At 66.6% G+C, this 17,553-nt stretch carries 14 protein-coding genes; 9 read left to right on the top strand and 5 right to left on the bottom strand.

Annotation, left to right across the window (positions count from 1 at the left end):
- Positions 1-351: 351 nt before the first annotated feature.
- Positions 352-870: a CGNR zinc finger domain-containing protein gene (locus G6N34_RS08105; protein WP_085152445.1), complete on the bottom strand. Its 519-nt coding sequence runs from the start codon at positions 868-870 to the stop codon at positions 352-354.
- An 86-nt stretch (positions 871-956) separates the two neighbouring features.
- On the opposite strand from G6N34_RS08105, the gene G6N34_RS08100 reads away from it, so the two are divergent.
- The 3 genes from G6N34_RS08100 (at position 957) to ponA2 (ending at position 4,960) form a co-directional block, all read left to right on the top strand.
- Positions 957-1,829, top strand: a complete 873-nt coding sequence (locus tag G6N34_RS08100; RefSeq protein WP_085152444.1) for an alpha/beta fold hydrolase — start codon at positions 957-959, stop codon at positions 1,827-1,829.
- Positions 1,830-1,876: 47 nt separating this feature from the next.
- Entirely contained in the window at positions 1,877-2,344 is a 468-nt protein-coding gene (locus tag G6N34_RS08095; protein ID WP_085152443.1) for a very short patch repair endonuclease, read from the top strand.
- Between the two features lie 132 nt (positions 2,345-2,476).
- Entirely contained in the window at positions 2,477-4,960 is a 2,484-nt protein-coding gene (ponA2, locus tag G6N34_RS08090; RefSeq protein WP_085152442.1) for a transglycosylase/D,D-transpeptidase PonA2, read from the top strand.
- Positions 4,961-5,130: 170 nt separating this feature from the next.
- Here ponA2 and G6N34_RS08085 read toward each other — a convergent pair whose 3' ends face one another.
- Together G6N34_RS08085 and G6N34_RS08080 are read right to left on the bottom strand one after the other, a co-directional pair.
- Complete coding sequence (locus G6N34_RS08085; protein WP_234812927.1) at positions 5,131-5,787, bottom strand: DUF1345 domain-containing protein; 657 nt, start codon at positions 5,785-5,787, stop codon at positions 5,131-5,133.
- Positions 5,788-5,821: 34 nt separating this feature from the next.
- On the bottom strand, positions 5,822-6,133 hold the full coding sequence (locus tag G6N34_RS08080) for a hypothetical protein (RefSeq protein ID WP_085152440.1): 312 nt from the start codon (positions 6,131-6,133) through the stop codon (positions 5,822-5,824).
- Between the two features lie 575 nt (positions 6,134-6,708).
- Between G6N34_RS08080 and G6N34_RS08075 the strand changes: the two genes are divergently transcribed.
- Entirely contained in the window at positions 6,709-9,261 is a 2,553-nt protein-coding gene (locus tag G6N34_RS08075; protein WP_085152439.1) for an Ig-like domain-containing protein, read from the top strand.
- Here the strand turns inward: G6N34_RS08075 and G6N34_RS08070 are convergent.
- Together G6N34_RS08070 and G6N34_RS08065 are read right to left on the bottom strand one after the other, a co-directional pair.
- Positions 9,258-10,304, bottom strand: coding sequence for a DUF6884 domain-containing protein (locus tag G6N34_RS08070; RefSeq protein ID WP_085152438.1), 1,047 nt, complete (start codon positions 10,302-10,304; stop codon positions 9,258-9,260). The two genes, G6N34_RS08075 and G6N34_RS08070, sit on opposite strands and share 4 nt — an antisense overlap.
- Positions 10,305-11,960 (bottom strand): nuclease-related domain-containing DEAD/DEAH box helicase, encoded by a 1,656-nt coding sequence (locus tag G6N34_RS08065; protein ID WP_085152437.1) that lies wholly within the window; start codon positions 11,958-11,960, stop codon positions 10,305-10,307.
- Positions 11,961-12,098: 138 nt separating this feature from the next.
- Between G6N34_RS08065 and G6N34_RS08060 the strand changes: the two genes are divergently transcribed.
- The 5 genes from G6N34_RS08060 (at position 12,099) to G6N34_RS08040 (ending at position 17,550) form a co-directional block, all read left to right on the top strand.
- Positions 12,099-12,428, top strand: a complete 330-nt coding sequence (locus G6N34_RS08060) for a hypothetical protein (protein ID WP_085152436.1) — start codon at positions 12,099-12,101, stop codon at positions 12,426-12,428.
- 274 nt (positions 12,429-12,702) lie between these two features.
- Positions 12,703-14,157, top strand: coding sequence for a glutamine synthetase family protein (locus tag G6N34_RS08055; RefSeq protein WP_085152435.1), 1,455 nt, complete (start codon positions 12,703-12,705; stop codon positions 14,155-14,157).
- A gap of 2 nt (positions 14,158-14,159) precedes the next feature.
- A complete protein-coding gene (locus tag G6N34_RS08050) occupies positions 14,160-15,149 on the top strand; it encodes an alpha/beta fold hydrolase (RefSeq protein WP_085152434.1) in 990 nt (329 codons plus the stop codon).
- 134 nt (positions 15,150-15,283) lie between these two features.
- Entirely contained in the window at positions 15,284-15,742 is a 459-nt protein-coding gene (locus G6N34_RS08045) for an SRPBCC family protein (RefSeq protein WP_109788521.1), read from the top strand.
- On the top strand, positions 15,739-17,550 hold the full coding sequence (locus G6N34_RS08040) for a sulfatase-like hydrolase/transferase (RefSeq protein ID WP_085152432.1): 1,812 nt from the start codon (positions 15,739-15,741) through the stop codon (positions 17,548-17,550). The genes G6N34_RS08045 and G6N34_RS08040 overlap by 4 nt, the downstream gene beginning before the upstream one ends.
- Positions 17,551-17,553: the final 3 nt, after the last annotated feature.

Genomic DNA, 17,553 nt, shown 5'->3' with positions numbered 1-17,553 from the left:
CACGTGCGCGCAACGACGGAGGCATCGACCGGCCCGCAACTGCAGAGGCACCCGCCGGCCCGCAACTCCCCCACCCACTGGCGCACAACTAACTCCCCACCCGTGGCGCGCAGCTACCCCCCTTCCGCCGGCGTGGAACTTCCCCCTACGCGCCAGCGCAACTAACTCCCCACCCGCGCGGCGTGCAACCACGGGCGCAAAGCGCAGATCCGCCCAGCTCGCCACTACGTACAGTTCCAGCGCCGAACTCTGCACCTACGCGCGCGCTGGGCGCGGCCACCCGGCAGATTTCGCTCATAGGCGGGCATTTCAAAGGGTGCCCCCTGAACTCCCGGCACCCCGCGCACACACTCACTCAGACGCGTGCGTGCGCCGATAATGCCGCCGCGCCTTCATCCGGTTCCCGCAAATCGCCATCGAACACCACCGTGCGGTGTTGGGCTTGCTGCGGTCGATGAGGAACAGCTGACACTCGGTGTTCGCGCAGGGGCGCAGCCGACCCGGGCTGGTGATGCGCAGGGCGTCCCAGGCCAGCACCGCGCGCACCGCACCGTCGACAGGCCCCGCGACCTCAACGTGCCAGTCAAGACCGTCGTCGGTGGCGACGGGGCGCAAGGCAACACCGCCGACGAAAGCTGCCAGCGAACTCGGCGCCGCCACACCGCGCACCACGGCCTGGAGCGCCTCGCGCGCCGACACCAGCGCCGCACGCTCCCGCTCGGAAGGCTCGATACCCCGCGCGCGCATCCACGCATTGGCCACCTTCAGCTCCGAGAGGCCGTCATGGGGCACGCCATCGATGACAGGCGTGGTGTTGAGCAGGTCCAGCAGCAGTTCCTCGTCGGCAGAGCCAGCGGCACGCACGTCCATGACTAACCTCCTAACGATACTTGACAGGTTACACCCGCGATGTTTCACTGGTAACTAACCGATAAACTGCAATAAAGAGGTTAGCTATGGCCATCCGCACTCACCACCGCTTCGCCACCGTCGACGGCCAGCGGCTCTTCTACCGCGAGGCCGGGGATCCGACCTCGCCCACGCTGCTGCTCCTGCACGGCTACCCCACCAGCTCGTTCATGTTCCGGGACCTGATCCCCCAGCTGGCTGGCCGCTACCACGTCGTCGCCCCCGACCATCTGGGCTTCGGGCAGTCCGATGCGCCGTCGGCGCGAGAGTTCGCCTATACCTTCGACGCACTCACCGATCTCACCGAGGGGCTGATCAACCACCTCGGCATCACCGACTACGCGATCTACGTGCAGGATTACGGCGCCCCGATCGGCTGGCGTCTGGCGCTGCGGCATCCAAAGGCCATCACGGCGATCGTCACCCAGAACGGCAACGGTTACGAGGCCGGCTTTCTCGAGGACTTCTGGAAGACGGTGTGGGAGTTCCACCGCGAGGAGACGCCGGAGACCGAGGCGGCGATCCGCGGCGCACTGGATCTGGAGTCCATCAAATGGCAGTACCTCACCGGTGCTCCCGACGAGAGCCTGGTCAACCCCGACACCTGGACACTCGACGCCGCGGCACTCGGACGCCCCGGCAACGACGAGGTCCAGCTCGCGTTGTTCCGCGATTACGCGACCAACCCGCCGCTCTACCCGGCTCTACACGAATACCTGCGCGAGAGTGGCGTCCCAGTGCTCGCGGTGTGGGGCCGACACGATCCCATCTTCGGTCCCGACGGTGCTCGCGCATTCGCCGACGACGCGAAGGACGCCGAAGTGCATCTGCTCGACGGCGGGCATTTCCTACTGGAGACCGCGGCCGACGAGGTGGCCGGATTGATCGATGACTTCCTGGCCCGCAGGCTCGCCGCATAGCGGAAGCACGGAGCCGCTGCGAGCACCCGACCGATACCGTGACTTCTATGAGCACGGGCGAGTCGTGGGCCTCGTCGCACATCGCGCGCGAGACCATGCGCGCCAACCGCAGCCGTGACACCGGCCCGGAGAAGGCGCTGCGCTCGGCGCTGCACGCCAGCGGTCTGCGCTTCCGGGTGGCGGCTCGGCCGATCCCGGGTCTGCGCCGGACCGCCGACATCGTCTTCCGGCCACTGCGCATCGCGGTCTACGTCGACGGCTGCTTCTGGCACGGCTGCCCCGAGCACTACACCGCCCCCCGGGCAAACTCCGAGTTCTGGCGCAACAAGGTCGAGGGGAACCGGGCGCGGGACCGAAACACCGATGAGCTCATGGACGCCGCGGGCTGGACCGTGGTGCGGGTGTGGGAGCACGAAGACCCGCTCCTGGCCGCTGAGCGCGTTGCGGCGCTCGTGCGGGAGCGACGGGCAGCGGAGGAGGCTCGCAGGCATTCGCCGCGCACGGCGCGACAATAAGCCGACTGATCCTGTTGCGAATCCGCGTCTGTGCAGGTCGGCCACCGCACACGCGCCCGAGATATCAACGCCCCGAACGTATCACGGGGGATCCCTGCCGAAGGCGTATCCGAGGGCCCTAGGCTGAGGGGCATGGCCGAAGAGCCGCCGAGCACACGAGTGAGGTTAGCTAGACTAGCCTTGTACTGCGTGCTGGCCGGGGTGCTCACGGCAGCGTTGATGTTTCCCGCGGCGGGCGCGGCCGGTGTCCTCATCATGCGGGTCTCCGACACCACCGAGGATGACGCGACGCAGCTGCTCAAGGGTGATGCGCCGATCGTCACAACCATGGTCGACGCCTCCGGCAAGCCCATCGCATGGCTGTACGCGCAGCGCCGCTGGGTGGTGCCCGGCGACCGGATCGCCGACACCATGAAGCTGGCGATCGTGTCCATCGAGGACAAACGGTTCACCGAACACAGCGGCGTCGACGTGCAGGGGACGTTGACCGGCCTGTTCGGCTACCTGAAGGGCAATCGCGAGACCCGCGGCGGCTCGACCATCGAGCAGCAGTACATCAAGAACTACAACCTGCTGGTCACCGCGCAGAACGACGGTGAACGGCGTGCGGCCATCGAGGTCAGCCCGGCACGCAAGCTGCGCGAGATCCGGATGGCCCTGACGCTGGACAAGGAGTTGTCCAAACCCGAGATCCTGACGCGCTACCTGAACCTGGTGGCGTTCGGCAACGGCGCGTTCGGCGTGCAGGACGCGGCCAAGACGTACTTCGCGATCAACGCCGCCGACCTGAACTGGCAGCAGTCGGCGCTGCTGGCCGGCATCGTGCAGTCGACCAGTGCGCTCGATCCGTACACCAACCCCGAGGGCGCCCTGGCGCGACGCAACGTCGTCCTGGACACGTTGATCGAGAACCTTCCGGAGAAGGCCGACGAGCTGCGTGCTGCCAAGGAGCAGCCGTTGGGGGTGCTGCCCAGGGCCAAGCCGCTGCCGCAGGGCTGCATCGCCGCGGGTGATCGTGCGTTTTTCTGCGAGTACGCGCTGCAGTACCTGGCACGCGCCGGGCTGTCCAAGGAGGACGTCGCCCGCAACGGCTACCTGATCCGCACCACGCTCGACCCCAAGGTGCAGGACAGTGTGAAGGAGGCGATCGACACCGTCGCCGACCCGACCGCGGAAGGCGTCGCGAGCGTCATGAGTGTCATCACGCCCGGCAAGGACGCGCACCGCGTCGTCGCGATGGGCGACAACCGCACCTTCGGCCTCGACCTCGACGCCTCCCAGACCGTGCAGCCGCAGCCGTTCTCCCTCGTCGGCGACGGCGCCGGGTCGATCTTCAAGATCTTCACCACCGCGGCTGCCCTGGAGATGGGCATGGGCATCAACACCCAACTCGACGTGCCGCAGACGTTCCGCGGCAAGGGGCTGGGCAGCAGCGACAGCGACGGCTGCCCGCCTGCGACGTGGTGTGTGAGGAACGCGGGCGCTGGGTTCGCCGGCAAGATGAACGTCACCGACGCGCTGGCGAAGTCCCCCAACACGGCGTTCGCGAATCTGATCGCGCAGGTCGGGGTGCCGCGTGCGGTGGACATGGCGGTGCGGTTGGGGCTGCGGTCCTACGCCGAACCGGGCACCGCGCGCTCCTACGAACCCGACAGCAACGACAGCATCGCCGACTACGCGAAGAAGCAGAACCTCGGCTCCTTCACGCTGGGTCCGCTGGAGCTCAACGCGCTCGAGTTGTCTAATGTGGCGGCGACGCTGGCCTCCGGTGGCGTGTGGTGCCCACCGACGCCGATCGACAAGGTTTTCGACCGCAACGGCCGCGAAGTCACGTTGGAGACGCCGAAGTGCGAGCAGGCCGTGCCCGAAGGGTTGGCCAACACCCTGGCCAACGCGCTGGGCAAGGACCACACCATCGGCACAGCGACCGCTGCGGCGGGGTCGGTCGGCTGGAACCTGCCGATGTCGGGTAAGACCGGCACCACCGAGTCGCACCGATCCTCGGCGTTCCTGGGGTTCACCAACCAGTACGCGGCGGCCAACTACATCTTCGACGACTCCTCCGCGCCCTCAGGGCTGTGCTCGTACCCGCTGCGAAAGTGCGATTCGGGCACCCTGTTCGGCGGTCAGGGGCCCGCCCAGACGTGGTATCTGGCGATGAAGCCGATCGCCGAGGACTTCGGCGAGATCAAGATGCCGCCCACCGACCCGCGCTACGTCGAGGGTGGGCCGGGCGGTGAGGTGCCGTCGGTGACCGGGCTGAAGCTGGATGCGGCGCGAAAGAAGCTGGAGGAGGCCGGGTTCCGCGTCGCGGATGAGCCCACGCCGATCAACAGCTACGAGTCCAAGGGTTCGGTGGTGGGGACCACGCCGAAGGGCAAGACCATCCCGGGGTCGATCGTCACGATCTACACCAGCAGCGGTGTGGCGCCGGCGCCCGTGTATGTGCCTCCGCCGGACGCGCCGCCGCCGCCTCCGGATGCGGGGCCGCCGGTGCCGCCACCGAATGTCATCAATATCCCTGGACTGCCGCCGATCACGCTGCCGGCCCTGCCGCCGCCACCGCCCCCGGAGCCACCGCCCGCACCGGATGCACCGCCCCCGCCTGCGCCCTAGTTCTCCTGCGCCTAAGTTCTCCTGCGCCCGAGTTCTCCTGCGCTCAGAAGAGGCTCGTGAACAGCCCACCTGGGACTTTGTGTTCGGCAGACTCTTCTCGGCGCGACCGGCGGCCTGAGGGGTGTTCTATTTGCCCGCCTTCGAGCGACTTTGGTCGGGGCCACCTGGCTTCAGCCCGAGACGATCAAGTTGACCACCGAGCCGATGATCACCGCGCCGAACAGGTATGACAGCAGGGCGTGCGTCAACGCGGCCTTACGCATCGCGGCGGTGGTCAGGTCGGTGTCGGAGATGGCGAAGCTCATGCCCACCGCGTAAGCGACGTAAGCGAAGTCGCTGTACTGCGGCCGGTCGGGTTTGGTGTCGCTGTTGAAGTCGATGCCGCCCGGCTCGCCGTTGAAATACATCTTGGCGTAGGTGAGTGCATACAGCGTGTGGACGGCGAACCAGGAGATCACCACGCTGGCCACTGCCACCCATTCCGCTGCGGTCCTGGCGTGCCCGTGCCCGGAATTCGCCAGCAGCAGACCGACACCGGCGAGGCTGGCCACCGCTCCGGTCGCGACAAGTGCGAACACCAGGTCGACGGGCGGTTCCTCACCACCCGCGTGCTCGGCGGTCTCCTCTGGGGTCATCCTCCAGAGCGAGCCCCAGGTCAACACCATGTACGTCACCGCGAGAACATCCCAGCCCAGCAGGATCACGGACCAGTGCCACGCCCGCGCCGCAGCACCGGCGGTGGCGGCAATCCCGAGCGCTGCGGCCACCAGCAGCCGCCGTCCGGGGTGTTCCGTGAACGGCATACGCAGCCTGTTCCGCTCTGCCATCACCCCAGTCAAGCAGGGGTGGCCGTCTCACGGCTCAGTCTTCGTCGTCCCAGCCGGAGCTGTAGCGGCCGATCTCGGCGCTGTACATGCACAGGCCACCGAAGAATTCCAAGGTTCCGCCGGTACGCACGAGGACCTCGATGCTGTTCACCTCATCGTCGTCACGAACCCGCTCCATGAAACGTTCCAGGTGTGCAAGCTCCCAGCCGCCAATGGTGATCTCCATCAGCACGTCGCTGATGAAGCGTCCCTCCGGCTCCGGCTCGACAAAGGTGACCGCGCACCTCGCGGTGTCCTCGGCTCCGTCGCAGTCATGCGGACCGCCCATCCACGGGAAGTGGGCCACCTCGTGGCACCTACCGCAGACCGGCCATTGGATCAGTGATGCTGACAAGCAACCCCCCGGTGTGATTGAACAACACCATTTTATGGTCAGGGTCCGACACAATTCCTGTGCCCACAAAGGTTTTGGGACCAGACAACTCCGATACGGCCATCGCGGGGCAGTCCGTGCGAACCGGGGCCGACCCACCACACGAGGGAACAGGTCAAGGCCTCGTGCGCGGTGCCGCCTGCCTCGATCCCCCCTTATCGGGCTAACGCCGCGCCGGGTGTCCGCCGACGCTCCAACGGCCTCCCGGCCGTGACTTCACGCCACCCCATCGGCGGCGAATCCGCCCCAGGATGCATAGAGTCGTCGACCATCGACCGTCCTGACGTGCACCTCCGTCGTCGAGAATTAGATACCCAAACTATTGGTTCACCTCGCACAGACGATTCACAGTAACTCCCCAGGCATACTTGCGGACCAGTTCCAGCAAACTCATGTCAGATATTGACGAATCTGACATATTCCAGATCGAAGGCCGGGTCGACCTTCGGACGCAGGAGTGTCCCCCTACTCCACCTGGAGATGTGCTCATGGAAGGTGCAAAGAACGCATCGCGGTTGGGCGGTCTGACGCTGGCTGTCGGACTGGGCATCGCGGTGTCAAGCGGACAGGGCGTGGCGCACGCCGACGCTGACTCCACCGATACCGGATCGCCGGGTCCGACGGCATCCTCACGGCCATCGGACACCGAATCATCAACTCCGACACGCGCGACGCAGGCCGACGAACCCACGCGACGCGTCAAGAGCCGCATCCGCACTCGCGATGCCGACACCGCGGAGTCGACCGAGTCGACACGACCTTCACCTCGGGAACTGTCACCGCGGAGACTCAAACTTCGGGACGACCTCCGCCAGGCGCGCACCGGCGCGACCGTGTCCGTCGATGCGCAACCCACTCAGGCTGCCGCTGACACCCGCTCGGACACAACGACTCCGGTCGGTGACGCCGGTGGCGCGAATCCCCCGTCGCCCGAGGTCTCGACGCCCGATCCCGAACTCGAGGTTCCCACCTCTAGGCCCGCGGATGCGCTCATCGACACTTCCGGTCCGGATTCTGCACCTGGCAGAGTGATTGAGATCGATGACTCTGCTGTCCGATCGATCGTCACGTCGCCGAGCCTGACGGCACAAGGCGCCGAGCTCATCCGAGTGACACGAACCGATCCAGGCATCACGACTCGGACGCTGGCCGAGCGGTTCTCAACCCTGACGGTGAACACCGTCGCACCGACCGTCCTTTCGGCGGAACCGCTGACAGCGGCCCAGATTCCGGTCGCCCCCGATCCGATCACCGTGACAAGCCGCCCCTCGCTGTCGCCGATCGGTGCGCTCATCGCGGTGCCGGCTCGCATCGTCGGCGGCCTGCTGGCGTTGGTTGGCCTGGCCCCCAGCGCCGCGCCGGGGGCACCGGTCTCGCCGGTGACCAAACTGGTCGAACTCGCCTGGGTGGCGTTGCGCCGAGTCAACAGTTTCTTCTTCAACTCCACACCCACCGTCACGGTCACGCTGGAGGAGCCGTCGGCGACCGGTGTCGTCACCGGGCAGGTCGTCGGGCAAGACAAGGACGGCGACCGACTCGAATACCGGGTGATCACCCAACCCGCCAACGGAACCGTCGAACTGCACCCCGACGGCACCTTCACCTACACCGCAACCGTCCAAGCCGACGGAACCCTGGGCGGACCAGACACGTTCCGAGTCGCGGTGATCGACAGGGGATTCCACCTGCACGGGCTGTTGGGATTCTTCAAACCCTTCGGCGGACACGCGACCGTCGCGACCGTCAGCCTGGATGCCACTCCCGTCAACGAAGCACCTGTGATCGAGCGGATCTCGACCGTAACCTCCAACAGTGGCGTCGTGGTCGGCACCATCCGCGTCACCGATGACGGCGACGGCCCAGTGGTCGTCAGTGTCACCCAACCCCCCGTGGGTCAGGGTGTCGTCACCGTGGCCCAAACCGGCGCCGACACCTGGGAGTGGACCTTGACGCCGGCAGGCACCTCACAGGAGGAGAGGACGGTGGAGTTCACCCTCACCGCCCATGACGGCCAGAACACCACTACGGAGTCGGTGGAAGTGACGATCCCCGCGCAGTCGTGGATTGTCGTCGACACGACCGTGATTCATCTGCCTCCGACCGTCATCCCGATCACGATCACACCCATCACCGTGATCGACACGAGCGGTCAGATCGTGGTGAACTGGAACAACAACCTCTACATCCCGAACCCGACCACGTTGACCGTTGAGACGATCGAGCTGGCACCCGGCACCGTTGTGCACCAGCCGATCCAAGGGTCCAACGAGGTGGTGGTGGTCAACCCGAACCTCACGATCGACGTCGGGACGATCAGCGGTGCAGGCCTAGTCATCAACACCACCGACATCGTGCTGAGCCAGGTACCGACCAGCATGGTGGTCGTCAATGGCAGCTCGACTGTCAGCGGGCAATTGGTCGTATCATCCGGCAGCCAACTGGGCGTGTACGGCGCCGGGCAGACGCCGCTGGTGGTCGGTGGCATGGAACTCTTTGGCGACGAAGATATGACCTTCGGTGAGGTCAAGATCATCGGGAACAACGGCAATGTGGTCACGACGAGTAAGCACGCCATGTCACGTCTGATGGTCAGTTTCAACCTTGGCGGTCGAGCGGCGAGCAGCGACGCAGCGCAGTCGAACTTCAGTGTGGAGGTTGTCGATACCGTCGACTTCGGTGATGGTGTAGTCGGAAAGCTTGCCACCCACGGGGATTCGATCTACGTGACGGTCACCGAGAACAGCGTCACCCGGCTGATCAAGTACGACACCAACTATTACGGGGGGCTCGAGTACGCCAGCGAGGTCGAACTGAGCGGGTCCGTGAGCAGCTTGGCGATCAACGAGGACGGCAGCCGCGCCTTCGTCGTTGATGATCTGACCGGCACCATGAGCATCATCGAGATCCAGGGGTACTACTACGGCATGGAAGTCCTGGAAACCATCCACACCGGGCCCGGTCACGTGACGTCCCTGTCGTATGGACAACTGGCAGTGACGAACCCGGCCGGCGGGACGGTGACGATCATCCAGCTGGACTAGGCCGAGCCGTCCGCCGTGGTCACGGCACGACGGAGCTCCTTGATCCGGCGCCTCAGCGGTGTACCTGCCACGCCTTGGAGATTCAGCGGTGGGTCGAGGGTGGCGAGTACATCCTTCTCCAGTCGCCCCAACGTGTCACGGTCTTGAAAGGGAACGATTACCACGCGTAGGTGATGGTGCATCCACTCCGTCAGCACGCTCTCGTCGATGGTGCGGACGCCAGTGGCACTGACCAGAATCGAGCCGAGAGTGCGGCGGAACGTCGAGAACTCGTGGTTGCCGCCGAGGTGCATGGTTGTAATGCGCAGCCATAGCGTGTTGTTCGACCGCCCGCCGCTGGGCCAGCGGGTGGCACCTGCCAACCCGGCATAGATCAGCCCCGGCGCGATCGAAAATCCCAGGCCACGGCTGAGTTGCTCGGCACCAACGACATCCACCCACCAGCTGTACAGGCCCGCCTCGTCGGCGGCGTTTCGTCCGCGGGCGAGGAACTCCGCCGGCGACACCGAACGGTCGCTATCGCGCAGGGCGGTCACGAACTCCACTGCGACCTCGTGCGGGTCAGCTACGGTCGCGGCCGCGGGGGCCGTCGTCGGATACCACGCTAGACGGTGTCCCATAGGCAGCCCACGGAGTGGATCGAGTACCAGTGCGCCGAGGTCTTCGAGGTGCGGACGAACGGCTTTGAGGTACGTGGAACTGGCGTGCACCTCGACCGCTTTACCTCGCAACGGACCAGCGAGCAATTCTAGCCGGGCGGCCACCCACGCTCCCCACGCAACCCGGTACTCCACCGTCATGTCTGGCAGGTAGCGCTCGTAGGGCGCCAGCCATTCGTCAGGATCCACCAGACCGTGCTCAGCGGACAGGATGAACCACGGCATGCCGCAATGCTCAGCGTAGGCGCGCTGCTTCTTGAACAGCGATGACGTGTAGAGATCCTTGGCCGGTGAGGGGCGCGACAACTTCGACTTCACGCAGGTGACCAAGATCAGATCGGCCTGCCTCTGGGGGCGCGTGCCTCCGTCGTCCGCGGCCACCATTCAGCTCCCGATGCCGAGGCGGCGGGCCAGGTCCGCTCCCCCGACTTCACGGATGAACTCGGGATCGCCGCAGACCACGAGTTGGTCACGGGCACGGGACAATCCGACGTAGAGCCGTTCCCGGGAGCGGTCGAATCGGTTCTGCTCGTTGACCACCAGCACCACGCAGCGCCGTTCGAGCCCTTTGAATCCCAGCACGTGACCGTAGAACACCTGGTCGGTGTCCCAGAAGGTGTCCCAGTAGGCCTTGTTGCCGTCACGTTGGCGTTCGGCCTGTTCGGGGTGGCGGCTGCCGGTGGTCAGCAGCGCGATGTCCTCGGGCCGCCAACCCTCGTCGAACAACAACTCCACCTGATCGTCGCCGACACCCAGCGCTGCGTCCCGGCTGCACTCGACGAACGTCACCGCGGGCCCCTCGCCACCCAGGAAACGCATCGGGTGATCGACGAGCGGTTGGAACGCGTTGGCGATCTGGCGGGTGTTGCGCAGGTTGTGGTCAAGGATCAGCGGCACCAGCGGCACCGGCGGTGAGCCGTGCCGGTTGAACACCCGCTGCCCCTCATCGCTGAACACGTACAACCCACCCTCGAGGGGATCCCGCAGCGCGCCGAGCAGCGGATCCCACCACGCGTCGGCGAAGTCCTGAGCCTCATCGACGACGACGGAGTCGAAGCGCTGTCCGGGCTCGAGTTGCGCTGCCAGATCGGCCATCTGGCTGGGCAGATCATGCTCCCAGAACTGGACGGTCTGCTCGTTGCGCAGCGCCTCATCAGGGCCTTCCGGTGCGCCCCACTGCACGCCGAGCGCGTGGAACTCTCCGACGTAGGCGGGCTGTTGGCGGCGGGGCCAGGTCGCGGTGATGCGTTCCAGGTAGGACGCCAGCCCGTGCGAGTAGCAGACCAGCGCGACGCGCTCGCCACGCTGCGCCAGCCGGCGGGCCTGCTCCATCGCGAGGAAGGTCTTGCCGCTGCCCGCGCCGCCGCGCACTTCGATCCGGGTGAGCAGTCGCGCCGCGTTGAGGATGACGGCCTGATGTTCGGTGAGCGCATCGGCGGCATCCTCGTTGGCCAGGGCGCGCGCGACGACGTCGCGTTGCGGCAGGCCCCGGCCGCTCAGCGCTGTCCCGAGCTGGTCGATGCCGTCACGGGTCAGCAGTGGCCGGTCGAGTTCCTGCTTGACGATGAGCTCACGCAGCTTGTCGACCAGTGTCGGCAGATCGTTGCGGTCGATGATCTTCCAGCGGGGGCACTCGGGCAGGCCGAAGTCGTCGGGCAGCTCGGTGTTGGGCAGCACGACGACGTGATCCCAGCGCAGCCGGCCCTGCGTCCAGCGCGGGTCCTTCTCGACGAAATCCCTCAGCGCGTAGCAGGCTTCCCGGGCCTGGCGGACCGGCTCAATGGTGTGCTGGCGCCCGCCGCGCATCTGCCGCCAGCCGTCCCCGTCGTGCCACACCTCCCCACCCTTGACCTCCAGGCAGATGATGCCGGCACCCTCGATCCCGACGACGAAGTCGACCTCGTGATCCTTGAGGTGGTCGGTCACGCGCTTCGAGGGAACGACGAGGTCGTTGGGCTCAAGCTGGTCGACGAGCGCCTGCCAGGTGCGTCGTTCGGCGGCGTTGGCCAGGCGCGGCGGTTCGATCGGCGTGATGGTCATGTGTGCTCCCCCGTGAGCGGATCTGCTTCCGGGGAGGCTAACTGATGGGGGCGACAATATTCGCGTGGGCTTGTCGGTGCGTCGTGCCATCATGCGTCGCGTGGGCCGAAGGGGCCCGCAGGTACGTGGAGGGGAATCATGAGAGCTCTGTCGATGGCCGTTGTCGCTGCGGTGACTTTCGGGGGTGCGATTGCGTTGGCGCCGGTCGCGGCGGCCGATTCGTGGACCATGCCGAATCTGATCGGCTCGGATCTGCAGGGGGCGCAGGACGCCATCCAGTCGCTGACCGACGACCAGGTGTGGTTCAGCGACTCGGTCGACCTGACCGGTCAGGACCGGATGCAGATCAACGATCGCGCGTGGGTGGTGTGCAGTTCCACTCCGGCGCCCGGGGCGACGTTCACCGAGAGCACCGCAGTCACGTTCGGTGTGGTGCGCAAGGGCAGCGAGAGCTGTCCAGGGCGGTGAGAACGGTGCCGCGTGCCCGCGCTGCGGGGCGCGGCGCAGTCGCGCACTCATGTACGGCGTGTCCGTCCGTTTCGACGACATCCCGCCGTGGATCGGGCTGGCGGGTTGCGTGGTCATGGACGAACGTTGGAGCTGCGAACACTGTTCGCAGAGTTGGCGATTGGGGCTGACCGGCAAGCGGTGACCACACCGTCGAGTGTCGTTTCGAGATGCGGAGTGTTTCATGTGGAGATACTCTGCCTCTCGTCACGAAACCCCGCACGGAAAGAGAGCTATGACCAGCACGCTCGACCCCGACACCAGCACCGCGCCCCGCTACGCCGAAACCCTTGCCGAGGCATTGCCCGACGACGCGAAGATCGCCGCCGTGCGCGCCGAGCTGGAGGCCGCCGGTGTCAAGTACCTGTTGTCGTGCTGGATCGACCTGTTCGGCGTTCCGAAGACCAAGCCCGTGCCGATGAGCGACTTTGAGGCGCTGTGCAAGGGCAAGGGCCCGCAGTTCGCCGTGCACTCGGTGTCCTTCGTCCCGGAACTGACCGCCGCCGACTCCGATCAGATCCCCGTCCCCGATCTCGACGCGGTGTACATCTGCCCGTGGGACACCAGCACGGCCATCATCTTCGCCGACCCGTTCTGGGAGGACAAGCCGTACAACGTGTGCCCGCGGCAGGCCCTCAAACGCACCATTCATGAAGCGGCGCAACAGGGTTACGCCGGATACGCCGGCATCGAGCCCGAGTTCATCGTGATGCGCTGGGACGAGAACGGCCAGCCGGTGAAGGCCTTCGACAGCGATCCCCAGCAGGTCGGCGGCCTGCGTCCGCGCCGGCAGGCCTACGGCTACGACGTCGAGCACTCCCTGGACGCCATGCCCTTCCTCAAGGACATGATGGACATGCTGGAGGGCCTGGGCTGGAACCTGCACGACGTCGTCGCCGAGGGCGCCTACTCCCAGTTCGAACTCGACTTCCACTACACGAATCTGCTGGAGATGGCCGACCGGCTGGTCTTCCTGCGCCTCGCGCTCAAGGAGGTCGCCAAGCGGCACGGCATGTTCGTCACGTTCATGCCGAAACCCACGACGGGCGACTGGCGTTCGGGTGCGCACATCAACTTCTCGCTGCGCTCCCTGGATGCACCGAATGAGAACCTCTTCGAAGACCCCGACGGCGGATGGAGCGATGAGTCCCGCTACGCCGTCGGCGGCCTGCTCGCTCACTCCGAGGCGATCACCGCCATCGCCTGCCCAACGGTCAACTCCTACAACGGACTTGTGCCGCGAGTGGGTGGACTGGAGGGCGGCACCGTCACGTGGGCGCCCACCAACATCACGTATGGCCACAACAACCGCGCCGCCCAGTTCCGCCTGCCGCAGAGTCGCTACTGCATCGAGAACCGCGCCGCGGACATGTGCATGAACATCTACCTCGCGCTGGCGTGCACGCTCGCGGCCAGCGTGGAGGGCATCGCGGCCAAGACCGACCCGGGTGCGCCCACCGACCGCGACCTGTACTCCATGACGCCCGAGGAGGCCGAGGCCCTGGGCATCCGCCGGCTCCCCCGCAACCTGCTGGACGCCGTCGGTCATCTGCAGAACGACGCGTTGGTCGCAGAGGTGTTGGGGCCGACCATGCTCAAGTCGTATGTCGCGTACAAGCTCGACGAGTGGGAGCGGTATCACCAGGCCGTCACCGACTGGGAGGTCGAAGAGTACCTGCGGCTCTACTGACCATGGAGAGTTTCGACCTCGGTGACGTGCCCCTGCTCGGCGGCGAGACGCTGTCGAATGCGGTGTTGGCGTACAGAACCTACGGTCGGTTGAACGCGGCAGGCGACAACGTCGTCGTCCTGCCGACGTTCTACACCGGAACCCATGTCCGCAACGAGGGCTTCTTCGGCCCCGGGCGGGCCATCGACCCCGAACATCACTTCGTGGTGTCGGTCAACATGTTCGGCAACGGGTTGTCCACGTCTCCGAGCAACGCCGCACCCCTTCAGCGGGGTGCGAAGTTCCCGAGGGTGACCCTCTACGACAACGTGCGGTGCCAGCATCGGCTGCTGTTCGAGAAGCTCGGCGTGCAGCGGATCGCGCTGGTGGCCGGCTGGTCCATGGCGGGCTGTCAGGCGTATCACTGGGGTGCGCTGTATCCCGACGTCGTCGATGCGATCGTCCCGTTCTGCGCGTCGGCCAAGACGTCACCGCACAACTTCGTGTTCCTCGAGGGGGTCAAAGCGGCCCTGCAGGCCGATCCCCTCTGGGAGGCCGGGTCACCGGTTCGGGGACTCAAGGCATTCGCGCGGGTGTACGCGGGGTGGGCCTACTCGCAGACGTTCTTTCGTGACGGGCACTACCGCTCGCTCGGCTACGACTCGATCGAGGATCTGCTGGTCGACTGGGAGAACGACCACGTCGACAACTGGAACGCCCACGACCTGCTGGCCAAGATCTGGAGCTGGCAGCAGGGCGACATCAGCGCAAACCCGCTCTACGGCGGCGATTTTCACGCGGCACTCGGGGCGATAACGGCCCGCGCAGTCGTCATCCCCTGTACCCAGGACCTGTACTTTCCGCCCGAGGACAACGAGCTGGAAGTCGCTCAGATGCCCAACGCCGAACTCCGGCCGTATGACTCGCCGTTCGGGCACTGCGTGGCCAGCCCGGGCAATGATGCCGCGTTCGCGGAATTCCTGGATGATGCGATTCGTGACGTGCTGACCTGATCGGACGCAGGTCAATTGCGCATGGAGTTGCGCAGTTCGAATCCCCCGCCCACGTCTCGTTCACCGAGAACACCGCGGTCAGCCTACGGACACGCCCACCTCAGCGGGCCTGATTCGTCGCCTCGGCGTCGCCCATCGTGTTGGATGGCCGTGTGTCACATGCAAGCCGCAGCCGGTCGATACCCGCGAAGCCGCAGGCCATCTGGGACGTGCTGGCCGACTTCGGGGCGATCAGTGCCTGGGCCGACGGCGTCGACCACTCCTGCGTACTCAATGCCCGCCCCGACGTCCTCGGCACCACCCGCCGAATTCAGATGGGCCGCAACACCGTGGTCGAGCGCATCACCGAGTTCTCGCCGCCCGACGCCCTCGCGTACGCCATCGAAGGCCTCCCGCGCCGGATGGGCGCCCTGTCCAACCGGTGGACCCTGCAGGCGGTCGGCGACGGGACGCACGTGACACTCACCAGCAGCGTCGACATCGGGTCCGGGCCGGTGGCCGCGCTTGCGGAGCGGGTCATCGCCCGCGTCATGGCCAAGCAATCCGATGCCATGCTGAACGGCCTGGCCCGGGCGATGGGAGAAGCGACATGACGGATCGACCCGACATCATCATCCTGATGACCGACGAGGAGCGGGCCATCCCGCCGTATGAGTCGGATGACGTGCTGGCGTGGCGGCAGCGCGTGCTGAGTGGCCGGCGCTGGTTCGACGAGCACGGCGTCAGCTTCACCCGGCACTACACGGGCTCGCTGGCGTGCGTGCCGAGTCGCCCGACGCTGTTCACCGGCCAGTACCCGGATCTGCACGGCGTCACCCAGACCGACGGGATCGGTAAGCGCTACGACGACTCGCGGCTGCGGTGGCTGCGCCGCGGTGAGGTGCCGACGCTGGGCAACTGGTTCCGCGCCGCCGGCTATGACACCCACTACGACGGCAAATGGCACATCTCGCACGCCGACCTCGAGGACCCTCGGACTGGTGAGCCGTTGGCCACCAATGACGACGACGGTGTCGTCGACCCCGTCGCGGTGCAGGCCTACCTGGACGCCGACCCCCTGGGGCCGTTCGGCTTCTCCGGCTGGGTGGGTCCCGAGCCGCACGGAGCGGCCATGTCCAACAGCGGTTTTCGGCGCGACCCGCTGTTCGCCGACCGGATCGTCGCCTGGCTCAAGGACCGATACGCGCGACGCCGCGCCGGTGACGCTGCCGCGTTGCGGCCGTTCCTGTTGGTGGCCAGTTTCGTCAATCCCCATGACATCGTGCTGTTTCCGGCGTGGGTGCGCCGCATGCCGCTGACACCTTCACCTGAACTCGACCCGCCGCACGTCCCGGAGGCCCCGACCGCCGCCGAGGACCTGCGCGGTAAACCGGCCGCGCAGATCGCCTTCCGTGAGGCCTACTACTCGGGCTACGGGCCGGCGCCGGTCATCGAACGCACCTACCGCAGCAAGGCCCAGCAGTACCGCGACTTCTACTACCGACTGCACGCCGAGGTCGACGGGCCTTTGGACCGGGTGCGGCGCGCGGTCACCGACGGCGGGTCGGAGAACGCGGTGCTGGTGCGCACCTCCGATCACGGTGACCTGCTCGGCGCGCACGGCGGCCTGCACCAGAAGTGGTTCAACCTCTACGACGAGGCCACCCGGGTGCCGTTCGTCGTCGCCCGCATCGGTTCCCAGGCGACCAGCGCGCGGCAGGTCGTGGCGCCGACGTCGCATGTCGATCTGGTGCCCACGCTGCTGGGGGCCGCCGGAATCGACGTCGACGCGACGGCCGAGACACTGGCCGAATCGTTCAGCGAGGTGCATCCGCTGCCGGGCCGCGATCTGATGCCGGTGGTCGACGGCGCGCCCGCCGACCACGACCGGCCGATCTATCTGATGACCCGCGACAACGTGCTCGAAGGTGACACCGGAGCCTCGGGTGCGGCGCGCAAGCTCGGCCGGGACGCCAATCCCCCTGCGCCGCTGCGGATCAAGGTGCCCGCCCACGTCGCCGCCAACTTCGAGGGACTCGTGCTGCGCGTCGATGACGCCGATGCCCCAGGCGGCGGCGGGCATCTGTGGAAGCTGGTGCGCACCTTCGACGATCCGGCGACGTGGACCGAACCCGGCGTGCGACATCTGGCGGCCGACGGTCTGGGTGGCGAGGCGTACCGCAGCGACCCCATCGATGACCAGTGGGAGCTCTACGACCTGACGGCGGACCCCATCGAGGCCCACAATCGTTGGCCCGACGCGGAACTTCATGAACTGCGTCAGCACCTTCGGATGCAGCTCAAGCAGGTGCGGGCGTCGGCTGTGCCCGAACGCAACCAGCCCTGGCCGTACGCCGACCGCCGCCCACCGACGGATGCGCCTGGCGGCCCTCTGCACCGGATCCGGCGGCTCATCAAATGACCT

Origin of the sequence: Mycolicibacterium confluentis, assembly GCF_010729895.1 — a bacterium.
Lineage (GTDB): Bacteria > Actinomycetota > Actinomycetes > Mycobacteriales > Mycobacteriaceae > Mycobacterium > Mycobacterium confluentis.
The sequence above is the reverse complement of the archived record's forward strand: the minus strand, read 5'-3'. Positions and strand labels throughout refer to the sequence as shown.